We start from the raw sequence: 19,796 nt of genomic DNA, 5'->3' as shown, positions 1-19,796 counted from the left end.
GTAAAATAAATGTTATTTAGGTATTAAGTTTTATTTTGTTTATTAATATATAGGTGTATGTAATTAATGTATTTAATTAAAGGTTTTTTTATTTATAAAAAAACGATAAAAAAACAAAAAATCTGTTGCCCCTATGGGTGTGAAAGGTTAGAAGAGGGTGTTCATATGGATTACTATACCTTTAGTGATTATGTATTATCAGTAGTAATAGCGAGTATCGCTTCATTCATAGGTGTTAGTTTTATCATAAAAGTAAATGTAAACAAGAAAAGCAGAAATAAAATACGTATTGTTTCTTTAGTTTTCGGTATGATGATTTATTATGCATTTCTCAATTCTTATTTTTCGGATATACGTTCATCTGTCAATTGGGTGTTTATTGTATTGGTCATTCTGTTTAGTTCTGGTGCAGTTTATCTAGCAATAAATACAATTACCAACAAAGAAGTTTCATTTCGTCGTCTAGTAGTTGGTGCATTAATATTTGCTAGTTGCATTAGCTTAGTAAACTTAATCGATATTAGAACAGAGATGATTGCACAAAATCTTAAAATGAATCTATGGTTATTTATTAGTGCAAACCTTTTATTATTGGGGAACACAATAGCCACGTTTCGATTTATCCGTCAACTTAGAAAGTTGGGGAAAGTAAAAATTAGCTGGCTCATATATGGGAGTATTGCTATTGGCCTAGCATTCTCAAGCATTCGGTTTACGCTTTTCTCTAGTATCACTTTATTTTCGAACGTCGACTTATTTGGTTATCAAGGCATTCCATTATTAAACTTTTTTTATAATGATCATACTCTACTGCCACTGGCGATTAATATTTTTGGATTAGTGTTTTTAGAGTTATTCCCCAACTTTGTGTCTGATGTTTATAGCGAGAGACAAAGAGAGCTTATTTATCAAAACAAATATCAGTATGAAGCGCTTTTCGAAAACCAAGCAGTTGCCATCTTATCGTTAAATGAAAAAGGGAAAATAACGAAAGTAAATGAAATTGCTAAAAAAATGACGGGTTTCGACTCAGAAGAACTAGAAGGCTTAGCTTGTTTTAGTGAGCTGATCCACGAGACACAAAAGGAAAATTTTATACATCTACTGACAATAGCATTTCATGGTGAATCCCAAATGTTTGAGACAAAACTAGTAACTAAACTTCAAACGCCAGTGGATGTGCAAATTACTTTACTACCAATTTTCTTAGAAGAAAAACTGACACATATTAATATATTTGCGAAAGATATATCTGAAATTGCAGAAGCAAGAGAAGAAATACACTACATGGCTTATCATGATTCCCTGACGCTGCTACCGAATAGAAGGTTTTTTGTAGAAGAGTTGAATCGACAGATCGCTAAATCTCATAGTCAATCGAAAATGGCCGTTTGTTTTTTAGATTTAGATCGCTTTAAGTTAGTGAATGATACATTGGGACATCAAGCAGGAGATCAATTGCTAAAAATAGTGGCCGATCGATTTAGAAATACCGTTGATCAAGATGTAGTCATTGCAAGATTAGGAGGGGATGAGTTTACTTTCCTATTTCCTAATATTGTGGAGAATGAAAAGTTTAAAAAGCAATTAGAAGAGATTTTGATACAAATTCAGACCCCTTTCTTATTGGAGAATCAAGATCAAGAGTTTCATGTGACAGGTAGCCTAGGCATCGCTATATACCCTCAAGACAGTCAATCATGTGATAACCTAATGAAGTTTGCGGACATGGCAATGTATAGTGCTAAAGAACATGGGAAAAATAGGTATGTATTTTATGAAGATTACTTAAGTGAGAAGAATTTCGAAGAGTCTCTTTTGGAAGCAGAAGTTTGATATAGTAGGTAGTGCATTACTGCTGTAATTGTGCGATCAAATTTTGAAATAAGTGGTAGTTTCTTCAAGTTAAAGCAAAGGCATCTGTTCAATTTTGATTTTGACATTCAAAATTGTCTAGATGCTTTATTTTTGCTGATTTTTCGGAATTTTCTATTGAAATTTGGTGATTATACCTGTATTATGGATATAATTTAGTTCATTAGGTTTACTTCTAATAATACATAAAATAAGAAAATCAACCCAAAATTATCGTTAGTAATTATAAAGTAGGATGAGTGTATTGTTTTTTTGTTATAGCATGCGTAATTGATTAGGAAAGAGGTTTAATTATGGATTACTATTCACTTAATGATTACATGCTATCAATTGTAGTTGCCAGTCTAGCTGCTTTTATAGGTGTCAAATTTATAATGAAAATTGATTTCTTGGATAAAAATAAAAATAAATTACGTATAACCTCTTTGGTTGTCGGATGTATTATTTATTTTGCATACCTCGATACCTATTTTTCAGGTGCTCTTACATTAATTGATTTATCCTTAATCGTAGCCATTATCTTATTTAGTGCTTTTTCAGTTTATACAGCTGTAAGTACAATTTGTTTTAAAGAAGTTACATTTCAACGCTTACTTATCGGCTCTATTGTTTTTGCTAGTTGCATTAGCTTAGTCAACTTTATTGATCTTAGAAGAGAATTGATAGAAAATAATTTGAATTTGAATCTCTTATTGTTTATCGGTGCGAACACTTTGCTATTAGGAAATACAATAGCTAGCTTTCGCTTTATTCGTCAGCTAAGAAAAATAGGGAAAATTCACGTGAAATGGATTATTTATGGAAGTGTTGCTATTGGACTTGCATTTGCAAGCATCAGGTATACTTTGTTTTCTAGCATCACTTTGTATTCTCAATATGATTTGTTTAGTAATCATAACGTTCCGATTTACGATGGGATTTACTTTAATAACACATTATTACCATTAACGATTAACATCTTCGGCTTAGTATTTTTAGAACTGTTTCCAAGTTTTATATCTGAACTTTATAGCGAAAAACAACGAGAGCTTATTTATCGAAATAAGCACCAATATGAAGCACTTTTTGAGAACCAAGCGATTGCTATATTTTCTGTAGATACTAAAGGTGAAATCAATAAAGTGAATGAAGCTACGAAAGAAATAACAGGTTTCCACCCAGAGGAACTAAGAAAATATGCTTCGTTTAAAGACTTGATTCATGAATCTCAGCGTGATGAATTCACAAATTTCTTAGAAATTGCATTTAATGGCGACTCGCAAATGTTTGAAACAAAACTGCTTACTAAGTTTAAAAGTCACATCGATGTGCAAATTACATTAGTGCCAAATTTTCTAGATGAAGAGCTGTCACATATCAATGTTTTTGTAAAAGATATTACAGAGATTGCGGAAGCGAGAGAAAAGATGCACCATATGGCATATCACGATCCACTAACTCTTTTGCCAAACAGACGATTTTTTGTTGAAGAGTTAGACCGCAGAATTTCCTTTTCAACTGCCTATTCACAAATGGCTGTCTGCTTTTTAGATTTAGACCGCTTTAAATTAGTGAATGATATTTTAGGGCATCAAGTAGGCGATCAACTACTACAAGTATTAGCTGATCGATTCCGATCTCTAGTAGACAAAGACGTAATCGTGTCGAGGTTAGGTGGAGATGAGTTTACTTTTCTATTTCCTGATGTCTCAGTTTTCGAAGCGTTTCAAAAGCAGTTGGAAGATATTTTACTTCAAATCCAAACACCATTCCTTTTAGGAAATCAAAATCAAGAACTTTACATAACAGGGAGCATCGGAGTCGCAATGTATCCTCAAGATAGTCAAGATGGTGAAGATTTGATGAAGTTCGCTGATGCAGCTATGTACAGTGCTAAAGAAAAAGGGAAAAACATGTATGAGTTTTATCATAATTATTTAAAAGAGATAAACCCTAAACAACTCTCATTAGAGGCAGACGTTAGAAAAGCGGTTAAAGAGAAAGAATTCGAGATTTATTATCAACCGCAAATAGACTATGCAACTGGAAAAATGTTTGGTGTAGAAGCTTTACTCAGGTGGAATCATCCAAAAGAGGGATTAATAAAGCCGGACGATTTTATTGCGATAGTCGAAGATAGTGAGTTAATCATTGAGTTAGGCGAATGGGTATTGTGCGAATCTAGTAAACAAGTAAAAAGCTGGCAAGAGCAAGGGTGCGAAGAGTTGTATTTGAGTGTTAACGTATCGATTAAACAATTTTTTCATCATAATTTTATCGGCAAGATTCAAGAAATTTTTAGAGAAACGGGATACAATTTTGAGCGCTTGGACTTAGAAATAACCGAAAGCCTAGCGATTAAAGATGTAGAATATGCAAAAGATATTTTTGATAGGTTAAGACATCTTGGCATTTCGATTAGTATGGATGATTTTGGTACAGGGTATAGCTCGTTAAATCATTTGAAAAACTTTTCGATTGATCGATTGAAAATTGATGGTTCTCTTATTCGGGATATCGAGCATGATGAAAAGGCAAGAACCATTATCGATACGATTATTGTCATGGCTAGAAACTTAAAATTACTGTCACTTGCAGAACAAGTCGAAACGGTAGAGCAAGAAGAATATTTAAAGTCGATTGGCTGTAACGAAGTGCAAGGCTATTTGTACTCAGAGCCTTTAACTGGAGAGAAAATGAGCAAGTTTTTAGCCAAAAACTATCATGCTAGCTTGTTAAGTAGAATAGATGTTACTTAATCATGAATGGGCAATAACTCTCAAAAACTATAGCGATGTTTTAAAAGTAAACTTCTTACTTTTAAGCACTTCGCATAGTTTTTTTCTTTTAGTAACTATAGATATTTTTTTCGAAGATCGCTTTTACATCAGTAACCTTATTGCTGTTCAGTCTCTCTGCACTTTAGTATAATTCTAATGTGATAATTATTTACACAAAAGTATCACAAAGGGGTACGTGACTTTCAAAAAGACAGATTATTCTTACTATTAAATAGGAGGTTATGTTAGATGGAGAACAATGAAGAAAAGCGCCATACTGCAGCAGGGGAAGGGCAATGTCCGGTAACAGGTGGCCATAAAGATAGTGCAATTACAACCTCAAACAAGCCAGGAAAAACGCAAAACAAAGACTGGTGGCCAAATATGTTGAATGTGAATATTCTTCACCAGCATGATACAAAAACAAATCCTCTTGGCGAGGAATTTGATTATAAAACAGAATTTGAGAAATTAGATTTTAATGCGTTAAAGCAAGATCTTCACGAATTGATGACAGATAGCCAAGACTGGTGGCCAGCAGATTACGGGCATTATGGTGGGTTATTTATCCGTATGTCTTGGCATGCTGCAGGTACTTACCGTACTGCAGACGGCCGTGGAGGCGGTTCTACTGGGAACCAGCGTTTTGCGCCGCTTAATAGCTGGCCAGATAACGTGAACTTGGATAAAGCACGTCGTTTGTTATGGCCAATCAAGAAAAAGTACGGCAATAAAATTTCGTGGGCCGACTTACTGGTACTAACAGGTAACGTTGCGCTTGAGTCGATGGGCTTTAAAACCTTTGGATTTGGTGCAGGACGTGAAGATATCTGGGCACCAGAAGAAGACGTATATTGGGGCAATGAAAAAGAGTGGCTAGAAGATAATCGTTATTCAGGGGAACGCGATTTGGAAAACCCTCTCGCTGCTGTACAGATGGGCTTAATCTATGTAAACCCTGAAGGACCAAACGGTAAGCCGGACCCTCTTGGTAGTGCTGTCGACATCCGTGAAACCTTTGCACGTATGGGAATGAACGATGAAGAAACAGTTGCGTTGATCGCAGGGGGACACACATTTGGTAAAGCTCATGGAGCGGGAGACCCTGCTGAAGTAGCAGACGATCCAGAAGCAGCCGTAATTGAAAATATGGGGATTGGCTGGAAGAGCTCATACGGTTCTGGTAAAGGCCGTGACACGATTTCGAGTGGAGTTGAAGGTGCTTGGACAGCTAACCCAACAAAATGGGACAATGGCTATTACGAGCAATTGTTTGGATACGAATGGGAGTTAACAAAATCTCCAGCTGGCGCGTACCAGTGGACAGCCAAAGATTTGTCAGAACACCAAATGGCACCCGACGCAGAAGATGCCTCAATCAAAGTAAAAACAATGATGACAACGGCAGATATGGCACTTCGCATGGATCCGGTATATGAAAAAATTTCACGTCGGTATTACGAAAATATGGACGAGTTCGCGGATGCATTTGCTCGTGCATGGTATAAACTTCTTCATCGTGACATGGGACCTAAAGAGCGTTATTTAGGACCAGAAGTTCCAGAAGAAGTGTTGATCTGGCAAGATCCAATACCAGCAGCACCAGGTACATTAACAGCTAAAGAATTAGATGAGTTGAAAGTGAAAATTCTCGAAAGCGGATTAAACCCACAGCAGTTAGTTAAAGCGGCTTGGGCTTCTGCTAGCACGTATCGTGATTCAGACAAACGTGGCGGTGCAAACGGTGCGCGTATCCGCTTTGCTCCACAACGCGATTGGGAAGCAAACGAGCCGGAAGAATTGGCTAAAGTACTCAGCTTCTATGAAGAGTTACAAGCAACTACTGGCAATAAAGTAAGCATCGCTGATTTAATTGTACTTGGAGGAAATGCTGCAATTGAGCAAGCTGTCAAAGCAGCTGGATTTGATCTTGTTGTACCATTTTCTCAAGGCCGCGGAGATGCACTTGAAGAACAAACAGATGCAGAAAGCTTTGATGTATTAGAGCCAGTTTCAGATGGTTTCAGAAATTACCAGAAAAAAGAATACTCAATTAGCCCGGAAGAAATGTTGCTTGATAAAGCACAATTACTTGGCTTAACAGCTCCAGAAATGACAGCGCTAGTTGGTGGAATGCGTGCTTTTGGTGCAAATTATAAAGGCGCTACTGAAGGGGTTTTGACCGACAAAGTCGGCGTACTGACAAATGATTTCTTTGTGAAGTTATTAGATATGAACATCGACTGGACGCCAGTAGAGTTCAATAAATACGAAGGTAAAAATCGTGCAACTGGTGAAGTAGTTGGCACAGCCACACGCTTTGACCTAGTATTTGGTTCTAACTCGATCTTACGTGCAATCGCTGAAGTATATGCACAAGACGATAACAAAGAAAAATTCGCGCGTGATTTCATCAAAGCTTGGAACAAAGTGATGAATGCCGATCGTTTCGATTTACAAAACTAAGTAGAAAAAATCCTAGTCAGTTTGCTGACTAGGATTTTTTTAAGTTAAAGAGAGACTTCTGATGTAAGCTGCCTTACATTAATTTTGTAGAGGATTTATTACGATAAGCATAAAGAGGTGTCTAAATGAGAAAATTGCATATAGTTCTTTTAGCAATACTAGCTATATTATCAGGATGTGTAGAAGAAAAGGATTTCAGTCAAAGCGAAAACAGTGTTCGAGATGCGGAGTCAACAGATGAACCAAACAAAACAGCTGATTTACAAAAATCCAATATTAGCGGACTAAAAGAACTGCAAATTGACCTCAAGGGCATTCCCATTCATATTGAAAGTAACGGAGTGGGCGTAAAAATGGAATGGTCTGTTGTGCTAGAAGATGGGAAGATTCAAAGGTTCGATGTAAATACGCAAAATGGACAGGTAAAAGAAATTACTGAAGAAAAAAATCCAGAATTCTCAAGCTTTTTTGTGAAACCATCGTCAGAAACGGTTATTCAATCAGAACTGCCACAACCGATAGGCAACTTAGAGACAACTTTATTACAAACAAAAGAAGATGAATTTGTATATGTAGACTCAAATGGTGATTTGGTTTTTTGGAATGGTGAACAGGAAGTAAAGCGAATTACGATTGATGCACTTCCCGATTCATATTTATTAGCAGATGACGATAATCGGGTTCTTGTGCTAACGCAACCATCTACTCGGTATGATCATGGTATTTTCGGAGACAAAACAGAAGCAAGCGGCTTTGCGATTATTGATGCCAATAAAAGAGCGGTAATCTACGAAGCCTCTGTGCCTGAAAGCGATGTAATTGAAAGTTTAAAGCCACTGTGGATAGATTGGGATCAAAATGGAACGAAAGAAATCATATTAACATTGAGTAATGATGAAGAAGGAGCGAGATTAGTGTTATATGATGAAACCGGAAAGCAATTAGCTGAAGGTCAACCGCTCGGACAGAGTCATCGATGGAGACATGCATTAACCATTGATGCATTTAATTCTACAGAGAACTTGGAGTTAGCGGAGATTACCACGCCTCATATAGGAGGTAACTTGCAATTTATAGAGTGGGATCAACAAAATCAACAATTAAAAGTCATCGCTTCTGGAAAGGAATACTCGACACACTCGATTGGCAGTAAAAATCTCGATATGTACACGGCGTTGGATGCTGATTTCGACGGTCAAATAGAGTTGTGGGTGCCTAGCCAGCGAAAAGATGCATTAGTTAGCGTTCAAAGAACCATTAATGGATTTGAACCAATAAAGCAGCTCCAATTACAAGGAACGCTAAGTTCGAACATCGTTTCAGTATCAAGCGAACAACAAGCTGTACTAGCTGCAGGTACTGACAAAGCAACATTGGATATTTGGATATTTACGAAATGAAAACATATAAAAAGTAGCTCCCGTCAACTAAGATAGGAGCTACTTTTTAGTATGTAAAATAAGTTTTATGAAAGAATATATAAGTCAGAATTACTATGATAAACTAGGTATATAATTCCATATCTATAAAAAAGACTTAATTTTATCTTACTTTAACTTCCAAAAAGTACAAATATGCTAAAATGTCATCAAATGATTATGGCTCAGCTAAGAAAGGTAGATCTCATCATGTTTAATGAAAAGAAATCAAAACGTAGATTAATGCTCTTATCTGTAGTCATATGCATCATACCTGTTTTAATTTTATATTTTATTAATGAAAAAAAGTTTGAAGAACTATCTTTAGCAGAGCTAGAAACCGAGAACAATCAAGTAGCGAATTTGGTTGATAAAGAGTTAGCGAAAATGCGTCAAACTGTATTGTTATTGGCAAATAATCCTGCATGGGAAAAATACTACACAGAACCAGAGCGAAAAGAGTATTGGAGAGAACAACAAATAAAAGCATTCCAATATGTTAAAGAACAAATTCCTGAAACGGATGAAGCCTGTTTTTTAGATGATACACATAACGGAGAAGAAGTTGTTCGCGTGGATGAAGAGGTAGCGCACAGTCATGATCTTTCTCCTTCTGAAAAGCAACAACCATTTTACCAAGCGGCGATGGCCGTAGATCGTGGAGAAGTCTATCAATCTATGCCTTATGTTTCAGCAGATAGCAGACGTTGGGTTTTTGGAAATGTAACACCTCTGATCAATCAAGAAGAGGGTCCTTATAAGGATGAAAAAGTAGGCCTTATCCATTATGAGGTTAATTTAGCGTATTTATCAAATGAGCTAATAGATAGTGGAGATAATAAATTTGAAGCTTTTGTGGTTAATAATGCTGGTGATTTAATCGCTAGCAGCGTTGAAGAAAAAAAAGAGGCCATTGCGGCCACAACTGCGAAAGCAAGTGAGCTTTCAGAAGAAGAGTTTGGAGAGTTTCAAGGAACTGTAAAGCTTCCGCATGTAGATGAACTTACTGGAAACAAAGAGCTATGGAATCAAATAAATCAAAACATAAAAGGTACTAACGTAATTCAAAGAGATGGAAAAGACTATTTTGTAGCGTATGAACAAGTAAAATTCAGTGACGATATGAATTGGGTAGTAGGATTGATCAAACCAGTTCCGAGTAATGCTTTTTTATCATTTTCCAACGTAGTGATGTATGTCACGTTTCTTATCTTGCTCTTATTTATTTTGGGTGCCTGGGGTATCATTAATAAAATATTTAATGAGATTAACGGATATCAAAAAGATCTGACTAAACAAGCTCATTACGATGCATTAACCGGATTACCAAATCGCGTTTTGTTCCAAAAGCAAGTGAATAACCTGATTGACTCCATCAAGAATGATAAAAATAATAAAGCATTTGCGGTGTTGTTTATTGATTTGGATCGATTTAAAATAATTAACGATACAATGGGGCATTCAACTGGGGATTCCTTGCTTAAAGAAGTGGCAATCCGATTGGAAAATTGTTTGCCGGAAAAGGCAATCGTCTCACGCTTTGGTGGAGATGAATTTACGGTCTTATTTAACGATATAAAAAGTAAAGATCTTGTACATGAATTGGCTCAAAAAATAAATGAAACTATTTTAAAACCATTTGTATTAAAAAACAATGAGTATTATATTAGTACCAGTATTGGAATAAGTATGTATCCGATGGATGGAGGCAATAGTGAACTATTGATAAAGAATTCGGATATAGCGATGTACAAAGCAAAAGAATCAGGAAAGTCTAACTATGTTTTTTATCAAAATGAATTTAATAATCAACCAATAAGACGACTGCAATTAGAAAATAATATACGTAAAGCCTTAGAACTAGAAGAGTTTCAAGTATATTATCAACCAAAAATAAAAATGCCTTCTGAGGAAATCGGGGGAATGGAGGCATTGATTCGCTGGTCTCATCCTGAAATGGGCGCAATATCTCCAGCTGAATTTATACCACTCGCAGAAGAAACAGGATTGATCAATCCTATTGGTAAATGGGTGTTACGTGAGGCGTGTAGACAAAATAAGAAATGGCAAGATGATGGGCTTCCGCCAGTGGTGATGGCTATAAATATCTCAGCCTACCAATTCCATTATGGCAGTCTTGTCCAAACGGTCACTGAAGTATTAAAAGAGACAGGTCTAGCAGGCGAATGGGTAGAGTTAGAGTTAACAGAAAGTCTGTTGATTAATAATGAAGAATATGTATTAAAGTCGATTGAAAGTTTGAAGAAACTAGGTATTAAAATTTCGATTGATGATTTTGGGACAGGTTATTCTTCGTTAAGCTATTTAAAACGATTTCCAATCGATACCATTAAAATCGATCGTTCTTTTATTAAAGATATTGTTGATAATAAAGAAATGAAGAGTATCACAAAAGCGATTATTACGATGGGACATGGTTTAGATTGCAAGCTCGTTGCAGAAGGCGTTGAAACAGAAGAACAAAAAACGCTGTTGAAACATTATAAAGTCGATCAAATTCAGGGCTACTATTACAGTGCAGCAGTCTCTACAGAACAGGCTACTGAAATGATCCGTAATACTACTTATTTTCAACAGGATGATACAAAAGAGCGGGCATAGAAAAGGACAGAGAAAATGATTTCAATTTTCTCTGTCCTTTTATTTTAAGTCGACCAATATAAAACATTGATCGTCTTTTTTATGATTGGTGTTTACCTTTTCATCAAGTGAGTTTAAAATTTTCTGTTTAAATTGTGTTAGAGAAAGAGTGGAATTCTCTCGTAATAAGGAATTTAAATGCTCTGGCTCGAGAGATTCGGACACACCATCTGTGTATAAGCAGATTCGAGAACCTTTTTTATAGGAAAACGTATTTGTCTTATAGTGAATATCATCAAAGGTTCCAAGTGGTGGAGAACTTGCATAAAGCTCAAGTTGCTCGTCATCCGAATCTTGATAGAGTATTGGCGGATGTCCCGCATTAACATATTCTATTGTTTGCTTTTTCGTATCAATAAACAAATAAACAGCCGTGCAATAATGCCAAACACTTTCGTTGCTAGGGAATAGCGTATGTAAGTGGTTGTCTAATTCTTTTATGACCATGTTCGCTGAAACGCCTGTTGAAATGAGTCGGTGAAACAAAGACTGAAGAGACATGGTGATAAGTGCAGAAGAAATCCCATGTCCCATTACATCTAGTAAGATGATGCTGTATTGGTGGTCGTTAATCTTATAAAAACCATAAATATCCCCAGACAATCCACTCGAGGCTTTATAATAAGACTCAATTTGAAGACTCTCGTTACTGATGGGTTTGGTTAATGAACGCTCTTGTATTTTCTTAGCAAGTTGCAATTCCCGGTGAGTGTCTAGATTATACTTTTGGTTTTGTTTATTGATTTCGAGAAGTTCCTTTTGATTGGTTTCCAGAGTTTTAAGCGCAGCTTCTAACTCCACATGTGCTTTTTCTTTTTCTTTGAAAGCGTCTTCAGCTACTTTTTTAGCAATCAGCAATTGATTTTCATATTCACTTCGTTTATGAATAGGAATGATAACGCATGTAATTAATTGCTCTTCTTGAGAATGAGCAGCATTAATAAGAACAGGCGTATCTTTGCCATTTTTAGCATTTAACGAAAGGTGCATTTCTTCTACTTTATGTTGCACAGTAAGCAGTGGAATAAAGTACAACTGGAAAAAGACACGAGCTGAATTGGTTAAAATAGCATTAATATGTTGACCAATAAGTTCGTCTGACGTGTAATCAATCACTCGAAGCAATGTCTCATTTATAGAAATGATTTTGCCATCCTTCGTAAGTGTCAGAAATCCACAAGGTGCGTGGTTTAATTGGTCATCCATTACGTGTGTCCACCTACATCCTGCTTTTCCAGGGGTTTTGAGGTTTCTAAAAGATACTCACGTATTAAAAGTGTCGTTTCTTCAGGATGACTCATGTGTGGGAAATGACCAGTTGCGTTCATGTATTTAATCGTGCTATTAGGTAAGCATTGGTTCATATATTCGCCCGCAGATTCGGGTGCAATTACATCATTAGCACATTGCAAGATTAAAGAAGGTACAGTTACTTTTGATAAATCTTGTCGATTATCAGCGAAAAAGCATGCTTCAGCAAAGTCGCGTGCAATAACTGGATCTGTAGAACAGAAACGATCTTCAATATCTTTTTCAAGATCTGGAAGGTCTGGGTTGTTTAAAGCTGTTGTCGAAAAAACATTCGCCCACCCAATATAATTTTTAGCCATTAAATCCATTAAACCGATTAAATCCTCTTTTTCAAAACCGCCAATGTATCCAGGTGGATCATTTAAGTAACAAGCAGAAGGGCCAACCATAACAAGGTCAGAAAAATAATCTGGTTCACGTAATGATGCCAACATCCCAATAACGGCTCCAACAGAATGACCCACTAATACAGCATTTTTTAAATTTAATGCCGAACAAACATCTAATACATCTTGTGCGTATCCAGAAAGTTTACTGTATTTATCAGAATCATAGGCCTTAACATCTGAAAGTCCGAGTCCTACATAATCAAATAAAATAACCTGATAATCTTTTTCAAATGATTTAGCAACTGCATTCCAAACCGTTTGATCGCAACCAAATCCTGGCGCAAAGATCATTGCTTGTTTTCCGGAGCCTGTAATTTTTACATTGTTTCGAGTTAAGACGTTCTGGTTCATCGTAAACCCCCTTGTGTACTTATATCTATAAAGTTATTCATATACTGTTAATTATAACATTATCGTACTGTTAACACTAAATATGTTGAACCAAAAATGGGTTAACTTGCCTATTTAATAAGTAAATTTGAAAATGATTTAGTACAACGAACGGTTTTCAAATAAAAAAGGGTATCTTAATTTAATAATAGTCTATAATTAAGAGATAAATTAACCAATAGACCTTGTTTATGTCCAATATGTGTAAAAAAATAGTTTGTTAAGTATAGTTTTGAGGATATGTTCATTTTTAATTTCATGGTATATTCAATCTCTATTTAATAAGTAAAACATTAAATTCTGTTGAAAAGAGGTAAAAATATGTTATTGGACTTGAATACATTAAATTATTGGGCGATTTTGGCGGGCGGAATTTTGTATATGTTTTATGGAGGTATTTACTATACGGTATTAGTCGGAAAGAAAAACTCGAACTCCGGCTCATTAAAATATGTGGTTTCGGTGATGGTAGCATTTATTAGTTCTTTTTTTATAGCAGTTCTCGTTCAAGCAGCTGGTTCGAATAGTTTGCTAGGGGGAGCTTTGATAGGAAGTATCGTAGGATTCTTAATTTCACTTGTGTATGTAAAAAATACGTTCTTCGGGCTGATTAACACAAAAAGTTGTGCGATTGCTATTGGAGATCATTTAATTATCTTCACATTGGTCGGAGCGTTACATGGTTTTTTAGGGTAAGGAAGAGCTTAATAAAAATGTTTTTACCCTTGAATTTAGGGATATCGGGGAGGATTATTTTTGTCGACAATGCTGACGGATTTGTTTGTAAATATGTGCGTACTAGGTTCATTGGTTTTTATGTATTTACAAATTAGGATAAAACTTAAATTGGAACAAAAAAATCGCATCATCTCTATTTTAGTTGACGGTTTTGCTGGAGGCTTATTAGGCTATTTCCTAATGTTTTTTTCTATCCAAGTTTCAGCTGAAACGATAGTTGATTTGCGTTATGTACCAGTTATGTTGTTGATCATCTATATAGGGGTACCTCAAGCTGTTATTAGCGCGATTTTAATTATTTTAACTAGATTTATGTTTGGTTTTACAACTTCAGCCATAGCTGCCATGGTCTTGATGACTATTACAATTATAGGTTTTGTGATAATTCATAAATTATGTAAAAGTGCGGATTTTAAAAAGAATGCATTTAAACAAAGCTTTTCGATGATAATCTTTTCAAATATTGTATTTAGTATAATTATTTCATATTTAGTGAAAGATACTATAGTTTTAAAAAACCTAGTGTTTTCCTTCTGGGTAGTTTCGACAATTGGGGGATTGACTTCGGTTGTATTTGTTAGCTATATACGAAAAACGCAATACTTGTTGATGAAGTATGAAAAAGACTCTACTACCGATTTTCTTACAGGCTTAAACAATGTGCGTCAGTTCGATAACGTTTGGAATACGCTCACCACTAATGCTACTGAGAAAGAAGAAAGACTATCTTTGTTAATGATTGATATTGATCATTTCAAGCATGTTAATGATACCTATGGTCACCCAATCGGGGACAAAATTTTAATCGAGTTAGGAAAAGTGTTGAAAAACAGCACACGCTCTTTTGATATTGTCTCCCGAAATGGTGGGGAGGAATTTTCCGTAATCTTACCAGATTGTCCACATCAACGAGCGATTGAAATAGCAGAGCGTATAAGGTGCGCTGTAGAGCAACACAAATTTAAAATTTCACCGAAAGAAGAAATCTCTATTACGGTTTCTATTGGAGTGGCTACATATCCAGAAACAGTTAGTGACACAGTGCAAATCGTAAATACTGCGGATGATTGTTTATATACAGCAAAACGCACAGGAAGAAATAGGATTTGTCCAAGTTATATTGGAAGTTGAGTTTTTAAAAAAACTGAAAAAGGACGGTAGACAAACTCGATCCAATCGAGTTGTCTACCGTCCTTTACTTTGTTATTAAACCAAAACAGGAACTTCACTTCTAATAAGATGGTCGAAAGCACTCAATGAGGCAGTCGCACCAGATCCCATTGAAATGATGATTTGTTTATAAGGGATGTTAGTACAGTCTCCAGCTCCAAAAACACCTGAAACGTTAGTCGCGCCACGCTGGTCAATGACGATTTCACCATGCTGTGTGCGTTCAACAAAGTCTCCTAGCCAATCTGTATTCGGTACCAGACCAATTTGAACAAACACGCCAGCTAATTCGATGTGGTTCACATTCCCGGTTTGCAGATCAAGATAAGAAATGCCGTTTACTTTATCTGTTCCGGTAATTTCTTGTGTGCGAGCGTTTGTGATAACCGTTGCGTTTGGTAAGCTGCGTAGACGATCTTGTAAAACTGAATCGGCTTTAAGCTCAGAGTTGTACTCCAAAACAGTTACGTGATTCACAAGACCTGCCAAATCAATTGCTGCTTCAACGCCAGAGTTTCCACCGCCGATAACCGCTACGTCTTTGCCCGCAAACAATGGACCATCACAATGTGGACAGTAAGCAACACCTTTGTTCTTGAATTCTTCTTCACCTGGAACGCCAACATTACGCCAGCGTGCACCAGTTGAAAGAATGATGGTTTTGCCTTTTACAACAGCCCCATTTTCAAGTTCAAGCTCGAAAAATTCTTTTTTCTCCAACTTTTTCGCACGTTGTAAGTTCATCACGTCAATATCGTATTCTTTCACATGCTCTTCAAGACTAGCCGCAAATTTCGGGCCATCTGTCTTTTTGACACTAATGAAGTTCTCGATGCTCAACGTATCCATTACTTGACCGCCAAAACGCTCAGCAACAATACCAGTACGGATTCCTTTGCGTGCTGCGTAAATCGCAGCGCTGGCTCCAGCCGGTCCGCCACCGACAACAAGTACGTCAAACGGTTCTTTGTTGGCAAATTCAGAAGCATCTGGAGCGCTGCCAAGTTTAGCGAGCAATTCTTCAAGTGTCATACGTCCACTTGCGAACGATTCACCGTTTAAGAAAACGGTTGGTACAGCCATGATGTCTTTACGTTCAACTTCTTCTTTGTATACTGCTCCGTCGATCATGGTATGTGTGATGTTTTGGTTGAGTATACTCATCAAGTTGAGCGCTTGAACCACTTCCGGACAGTTTTGACAGCTCAAGCTGATGTAAGAGTCGAAATGGTATGAACCTTCAATGCTTTGAATTTGATCAATTACGTGTTGATCGACTTTCGGTGCACGTCCACTCACTTGCAATAATGCTAGAACAAGAGACGTGAACTCATGCCCCAAAGGAATACCGGCAAATACAACCCCTGTATCTTGTCCAGGGCGATTGACGCTAAAGCTTGGTGTTCGTTCTAGCTCTGTATGCTCTACAGTAATGCGGGAAGACATAGCAGATATCTCTTCGACCAATGCTGTCATATCGCGAGAAAACTTATCAGTTCCAGCGCTGACTTTTAACAACACATCGTTTTCCAGCAATTGTAGATACTGTTCTAATTGCGCTTTTATTGCTTTATCTAATATCATGTCCTGCACTCCTTAAATTTTACCTACAAGATCAAGACTTGGCTTAAGTGTTTCGCTGCCTTCTTCCCATTTTGCAGGGCAAACTTCGCCTGGGTTGTTGCGCACGTATTGTGCTGCTTTAATTTTTCCAACAAGTGTGCTTGCGTCACGGCCAATACCGTCTGCGTTAATTTCCGCAGCTTGTACAATACCTTCTGGATCTAAAATAAATGTTCCGCGTTGTGCTAAACCTGCTTCTTCATCAAGTACATCAAAGCCGCGAGAAATGCGTTGTGACGGGTCGCCAATCATTGTGTATTGAATCGTGCCGATTGCCTCTGAATGGTCGTGCCAAGCTTTGTGTGTGAAATGAGTATCTGTAGAAACAGAGTATACTTCAACTCCTAAGCTTTTCAATGTTGCGTATTGGTTTTGAAGATCTTCTAATTCAGTTGGGCAAACAAATGTAAAGTCTGCTGGGTAAAAGCACACAACACTCCATTGACCTTTTAGGTTTTCTTCTGTTAGTTCGATAAACTCTCCACTTCCAGCCTGGTATGCTGAAGCGTTAAATGGTTGAATTTCTTTCCCGATTAATGACATAAATAATGACCTCCTAATGTTTTTAGAACAATTACATGTAACGATGTAAAGTTGAATGAAAACTCTCTTTAATCAATCATCGTTATTTAATTATAATTATTCTAATTATATTACTATTGTTATATGAAAACGTCTTTTTGTCAAAGAGAACCCATTAGTCTCCTTACATACTTTGGAATTACTATGAATAATGAGTGAACACGTTATGAGTTACTCAATTTGGAGTGATTTCTAAGCAAGATTAAGAAAAAAAGATTTACCCAATTAATAATTTCAGAATATTATTAACAGTTAGAAATCAAACATTTTTCTCATTAGAAGTATGTAATTGAGAGAGCATAAGAGTATATCCAAACATGCTACAAAAAGTTAAAATGCTTCTTACGACTTTTCTCTAATTCAATAAACTACAGCCATGTCGTGACAAGCCCGACAAAGTTGACTTTCCTTGTTCTTGAATGCGCTTCCATTTAGGGGCTATGATAAGAGTACATTATGACAAACTAGTTTTAAGAAGGAGAGGATCACATGAAAGTGAAGGTACAGAAATTCGGTAATTTTCTAAGTTCTATGGTTTTACCTAATATCGGTGCATTTATTGCTTGGGGATTAATCACAGCTCTATTTATTCCAACAGGATTTTATCCGAATGAGGAATTTAGTAAATTAGTAGGCCCAATGGTTATCTACATGTTGCCACTTCTTATTGGATATACAGGCGGCCGACTGATTTACGAACAACGAGGCGCTGTAGTTGGTACGATTGCGACAATGGGTGTTATTATCGGAGCTCCTGATACGCCAATGTTCTTAGGTGCCATGATTATGGGACCACTTGGTGCATATGTTATTAAGAAATTTGACCAATTGATAGAAGGAAAGATCAAAACAGGTTTTGAAATGCTAGTAAATAATTTCTCAGCAGGTATTTTAGGTGGGGGATTAGCGCTTCTTGCATTTAAAGGAATTGGACCGGCTGTAAGTGCTTTTACAGAAGTTCTTGTTACAGGCGTAGACTGGTTGCTAGAAGCGGGATTACTACCGCTAACGAGTATTTTAATCGAACCGGCCAAAATCCTCTTCTTGAATAACGCGATTAACCACGGTGTGTTGACACCAATTGGATTAGAGCAAGTTCAACAAACAGGGAAATCAATCTTGTTTCTATTAGAAGCCAACCCAGGACCGGGACTTGGTGTGTTACTCGGATTTATGTTATTTGGAAAAGGAATTGCCAAACAATCTGCACCTGGTGCGGCGATTATCCATTTCCTTGGTGGGATTCACGAAATTTATTTCCCATACGTGTTAATGAAACCTATGTTATTGCTAGCTGTTGTAGCTGGTGGTATGAGTGGCGTATTCACGCTTGTTTTAATGGGTGGCGGATTGGTTGCTCCAGCGTCACCAGGTAGTATTCTAGCAATTGCAGCTGTTACACCACCGGAAGGAATGGCATATTTAGCCAACTTTGCAGCAGTCTTTGTTGCTACGGCGGTTTCATTTGTTATCTCAGCAGTCATTTTAAAAGCGAGTAAACAAACAGATGATGATATGGAAGAAGCCACAAAGAAAATGGAACAAATGAAAGGCAAAAAAAGTTCTATTTCCCGGGAAATAACAGCATCAAATTCAGTTGCAACAGGTGCTTTCCCGACAAATGCTCAAAAAATCGTCTTTGCTTGTGATGCGGGAATGGGTTCAAGTGCGATGGGAGCTTCTCTATTACGCAAAAAAGTAAAAGAAGCAGGATTAAATGTATCGGTATCGAACACAGCAATTAGCACAATCCCTTTAGACGCTCAAATTGTTGTTACGCAAGAAAAGCTAACACCGCGCGCTGAAAACAAAGTGCCGGATGCTTATCATATTTCAGTGGACAATTTCTTGTCGAGTCCAGAATATGACCAGCTGATCGATCGGTTGAAAAACGGAGAGGTTAATGAAGCGACTCTTGTTGAAGAAAACGAAACAACATCTTCAAGTTCGGAAGACGAGCAACTATTACGGGAAGAAAATGTCTTTATCGGACAGCGCTTCCGTACGAAAGAAGAAGTGATTCGCTTTGCAGGACAGCAATTAGTTAAAGCTGGTTATGTCGAAGAATCTTACGTAGACGAAATGTTGAAACGTGAAGAAATCACAACAACCTACATGGGCAATAATGTCGCAATTCCTCATGGCACAGAAGATGCAAAAAAATCTGTCATCAAGTCGGGCTTTACTGTTATTCAAGTACCGAATGGAGTAGACTTTGATGGAGAGAGTGCGAAAATAATATTCGGGATTGCCGGAAAAGATGGAACGCATTTAGAAATATTATCTGGGATTGCAGTTATTTGTGCCGATCAAAGCAATGTGGATCGGTTAGTAGAAGCGAAATCTGCGAAAGAAATAATCGATATCATTAACGGCAATTAAATAATACGAATAAAAAGGTAGGATTTCCTGCC

The 19,796-nt window shown here is 36.9% G+C and carries 12 protein-coding genes; 8 read left to right on the top strand and 4 right to left on the bottom strand.

All coding sequences use genetic code 11. From position 1 onward, the window contains the following. The first annotated feature begins 66 nt into the window (after nt 1–66). The 5 genes from PLANO_RS15010 (at nt 67) to PLANO_RS15735 (ending at nt 11,140) form a co-directional block, all read left to right on the top strand. Nucleotides 67–1,836 (top strand): sensor domain-containing diguanylate cyclase, encoded by a 1,770-nt coding sequence (locus tag PLANO_RS15010; RefSeq protein ID WP_052124345.1) that lies wholly within the window; start codon nt 67–69, stop codon nt 1,834–1,836. A gap of 332 nt (nt 1,837–2,168) precedes the next feature. After that, a complete protein-coding gene (locus PLANO_RS15005; RefSeq protein ID WP_038705228.1) occupies nt 2,169–4,613 on the top strand; it encodes a putative bifunctional diguanylate cyclase/phosphodiesterase in 2,445 nt (814 codons plus the stop codon). A 270-nt stretch (nt 4,614–4,883) separates the two neighbouring features. Further along, the gene (gene katG, locus PLANO_RS15000; protein ID WP_038705227.1) at nt 4,884–7,100 is read left to right on the top strand and encodes a catalase/peroxidase HPI; all 2,217 of its coding nucleotides are present in this window, start codon (nt 4,884–4,886) and stop codon (nt 7,098–7,100) included. Nucleotides 7,101–7,225: 125 nt separating this feature from the next. Further along, nucleotides 7,226–8,500, top strand: a complete 1,275-nt coding sequence (locus tag PLANO_RS14995) for a hypothetical protein (RefSeq protein ID WP_038705226.1) — start codon at nt 7,226–7,228, stop codon at nt 8,498–8,500. A 228-nt stretch (nt 8,501–8,728) separates the two neighbouring features. Beyond that, on the top strand, nt 8,729–11,140 hold the full coding sequence (locus PLANO_RS15735; protein ID WP_052124344.1) for a bifunctional diguanylate cyclase/phosphodiesterase: 2,412 nt from the start codon (nt 8,729–8,731) through the stop codon (nt 11,138–11,140). Between the two features lie 39 nt (nt 11,141–11,179). Here the strand turns inward: PLANO_RS15735 and PLANO_RS14985 are convergent, their stop codons facing one another. Further along, nucleotides 11,180–12,385, bottom strand: a complete 1,206-nt coding sequence (locus tag PLANO_RS14985) for a SpoIIE family protein phosphatase (RefSeq protein WP_038705225.1) — start codon at nt 12,383–12,385, stop codon at nt 11,180–11,182. Then, nucleotides 12,385–13,230 (bottom strand): alpha/beta fold hydrolase, encoded by an 846-nt coding sequence (locus PLANO_RS14980; RefSeq protein ID WP_038705224.1) that lies wholly within the window; start codon nt 13,228–13,230, stop codon nt 12,385–12,387. Before PLANO_RS14980 ends, PLANO_RS14985 begins: the two co-directional genes overlap by 1 nt. A gap of 360 nt (nt 13,231–13,590) precedes the next feature. Between PLANO_RS14980 and PLANO_RS14975 the strand changes: the two genes are divergently transcribed. Further along, nucleotides 13,591–13,965: a DUF1761 domain-containing protein gene (locus tag PLANO_RS14975; RefSeq protein WP_038705223.1), complete on the top strand. Its 375-nt coding sequence runs from the start codon at nt 13,591–13,593 to the stop codon at nt 13,963–13,965. Between the two features lie 69 nt (nt 13,966–14,034). Continuing rightward, nucleotides 14,035–15,138, top strand: coding sequence for a GGDEF domain-containing protein (locus tag PLANO_RS14970; protein ID WP_038705491.1), 1,104 nt, complete (start codon nt 14,035–14,037; stop codon nt 15,136–15,138). 75 nt (nt 15,139–15,213) lie between these two features. Here the strand turns inward: PLANO_RS14970 and ahpF are convergent, their stop codons facing one another. After that, nucleotides 15,214–16,761 carry an alkyl hydroperoxide reductase subunit F gene (ahpF, locus tag PLANO_RS14965; RefSeq protein WP_038705222.1) on the bottom strand — a complete coding sequence of 516 codons (1,548 nt, stop codon included), beginning with the start codon at nt 16,759–16,761 and terminating at the stop codon, nt 15,214–15,216. A gap of 12 nt (nt 16,762–16,773) precedes the next feature. Beyond that, nucleotides 16,774–17,343, bottom strand: coding sequence for an alkyl hydroperoxide reductase subunit C (gene ahpC, locus PLANO_RS14960; protein ID WP_038705221.1), 570 nt, complete (start codon nt 17,341–17,343; stop codon nt 16,774–16,776). Nucleotides 17,344–17,871: 528 nt separating this feature from the next. On the opposite strand from ahpC, the gene PLANO_RS14955 reads away from it, so the two are divergent. Beyond that, on the top strand, nt 17,872–19,764 hold the full coding sequence (locus PLANO_RS14955) for a PTS mannitol transporter subunit IICBA (protein ID WP_038705220.1): 1,893 nt from the start codon (nt 17,872–17,874) through the stop codon (nt 19,762–19,764). Nucleotides 19,765–19,796: the final 32 nt, after the last annotated feature.

The organism is Planococcus sp. PAMC 21323 (assembly GCF_000785555.1).
Lineage (GTDB): Bacteria > Bacillota > Bacilli > Bacillales_A > Planococcaceae > Planococcus.
Note: the sequence above shows the minus strand (reverse complement) of the source record. Positions and strands in the feature narration are given on the sequence as shown.

Excerpts from the sequence above, each read along its gene's own strand:
- PLANO_RS15010 (WP_052124345.1), top strand. The coding sequence starts at position 67 with ATGTATTTAATTAAAGGTTTTTTTATTTATAAAAAAACGATAAAAAAA.
- PLANO_RS15005 (WP_038705228.1), top strand. The coding sequence starts at position 2,169 with ATGGATTACTATTCACTTAATGATTACATGCTATCAATTGTAGTTGCC.
- katG (WP_038705227.1), top strand. The coding sequence starts at position 4,884 with ATGGAGAACAATGAAGAAAAGCGCCATACTGCAGCAGGGGAAGGGCAA.
- PLANO_RS14995 (WP_038705226.1), top strand. The coding sequence starts at position 7,226 with ATGAGAAAATTGCATATAGTTCTTTTAGCAATACTAGCTATATTATCA.
- PLANO_RS15735 (WP_052124344.1), top strand. The coding sequence starts at position 8,729 with ATGTTTAATGAAAAGAAATCAAAACGTAGATTAATGCTCTTATCTGTA.
- PLANO_RS14985 (WP_038705225.1), bottom strand. The coding sequence starts at position 12,385 with ATGGATGACCAATTAAACCACGCACCTTGTGGATTTCTGACACTTACG.
- PLANO_RS14980 (WP_038705224.1), bottom strand. The coding sequence starts at position 13,230 with ATGAACCAGAACGTCTTAACTCGAAACAATGTAAAAATTACAGGCTCC.
- PLANO_RS14975 (WP_038705223.1), top strand. The coding sequence starts at position 13,591 with ATGTTATTGGACTTGAATACATTAAATTATTGGGCGATTTTGGCGGGC.
- PLANO_RS14970 (WP_038705491.1), top strand. The coding sequence starts at position 14,035 with ATGCTGACGGATTTGTTTGTAAATATGTGCGTACTAGGTTCATTGGTT.
- ahpF (WP_038705222.1), bottom strand. The coding sequence starts at position 16,761 with ATGATATTAGATAAAGCAATAAAAGCGCAATTAGAACAGTATCTACAA.
- ahpC (WP_038705221.1), bottom strand. The coding sequence starts at position 17,343 with ATGTCATTAATCGGGAAAGAAATTCAACCATTTAACGCTTCAGCATAC.
- PLANO_RS14955 (WP_038705220.1), top strand. The coding sequence starts at position 17,872 with ATGAAAGTGAAGGTACAGAAATTCGGTAATTTTCTAAGTTCTATGGTT.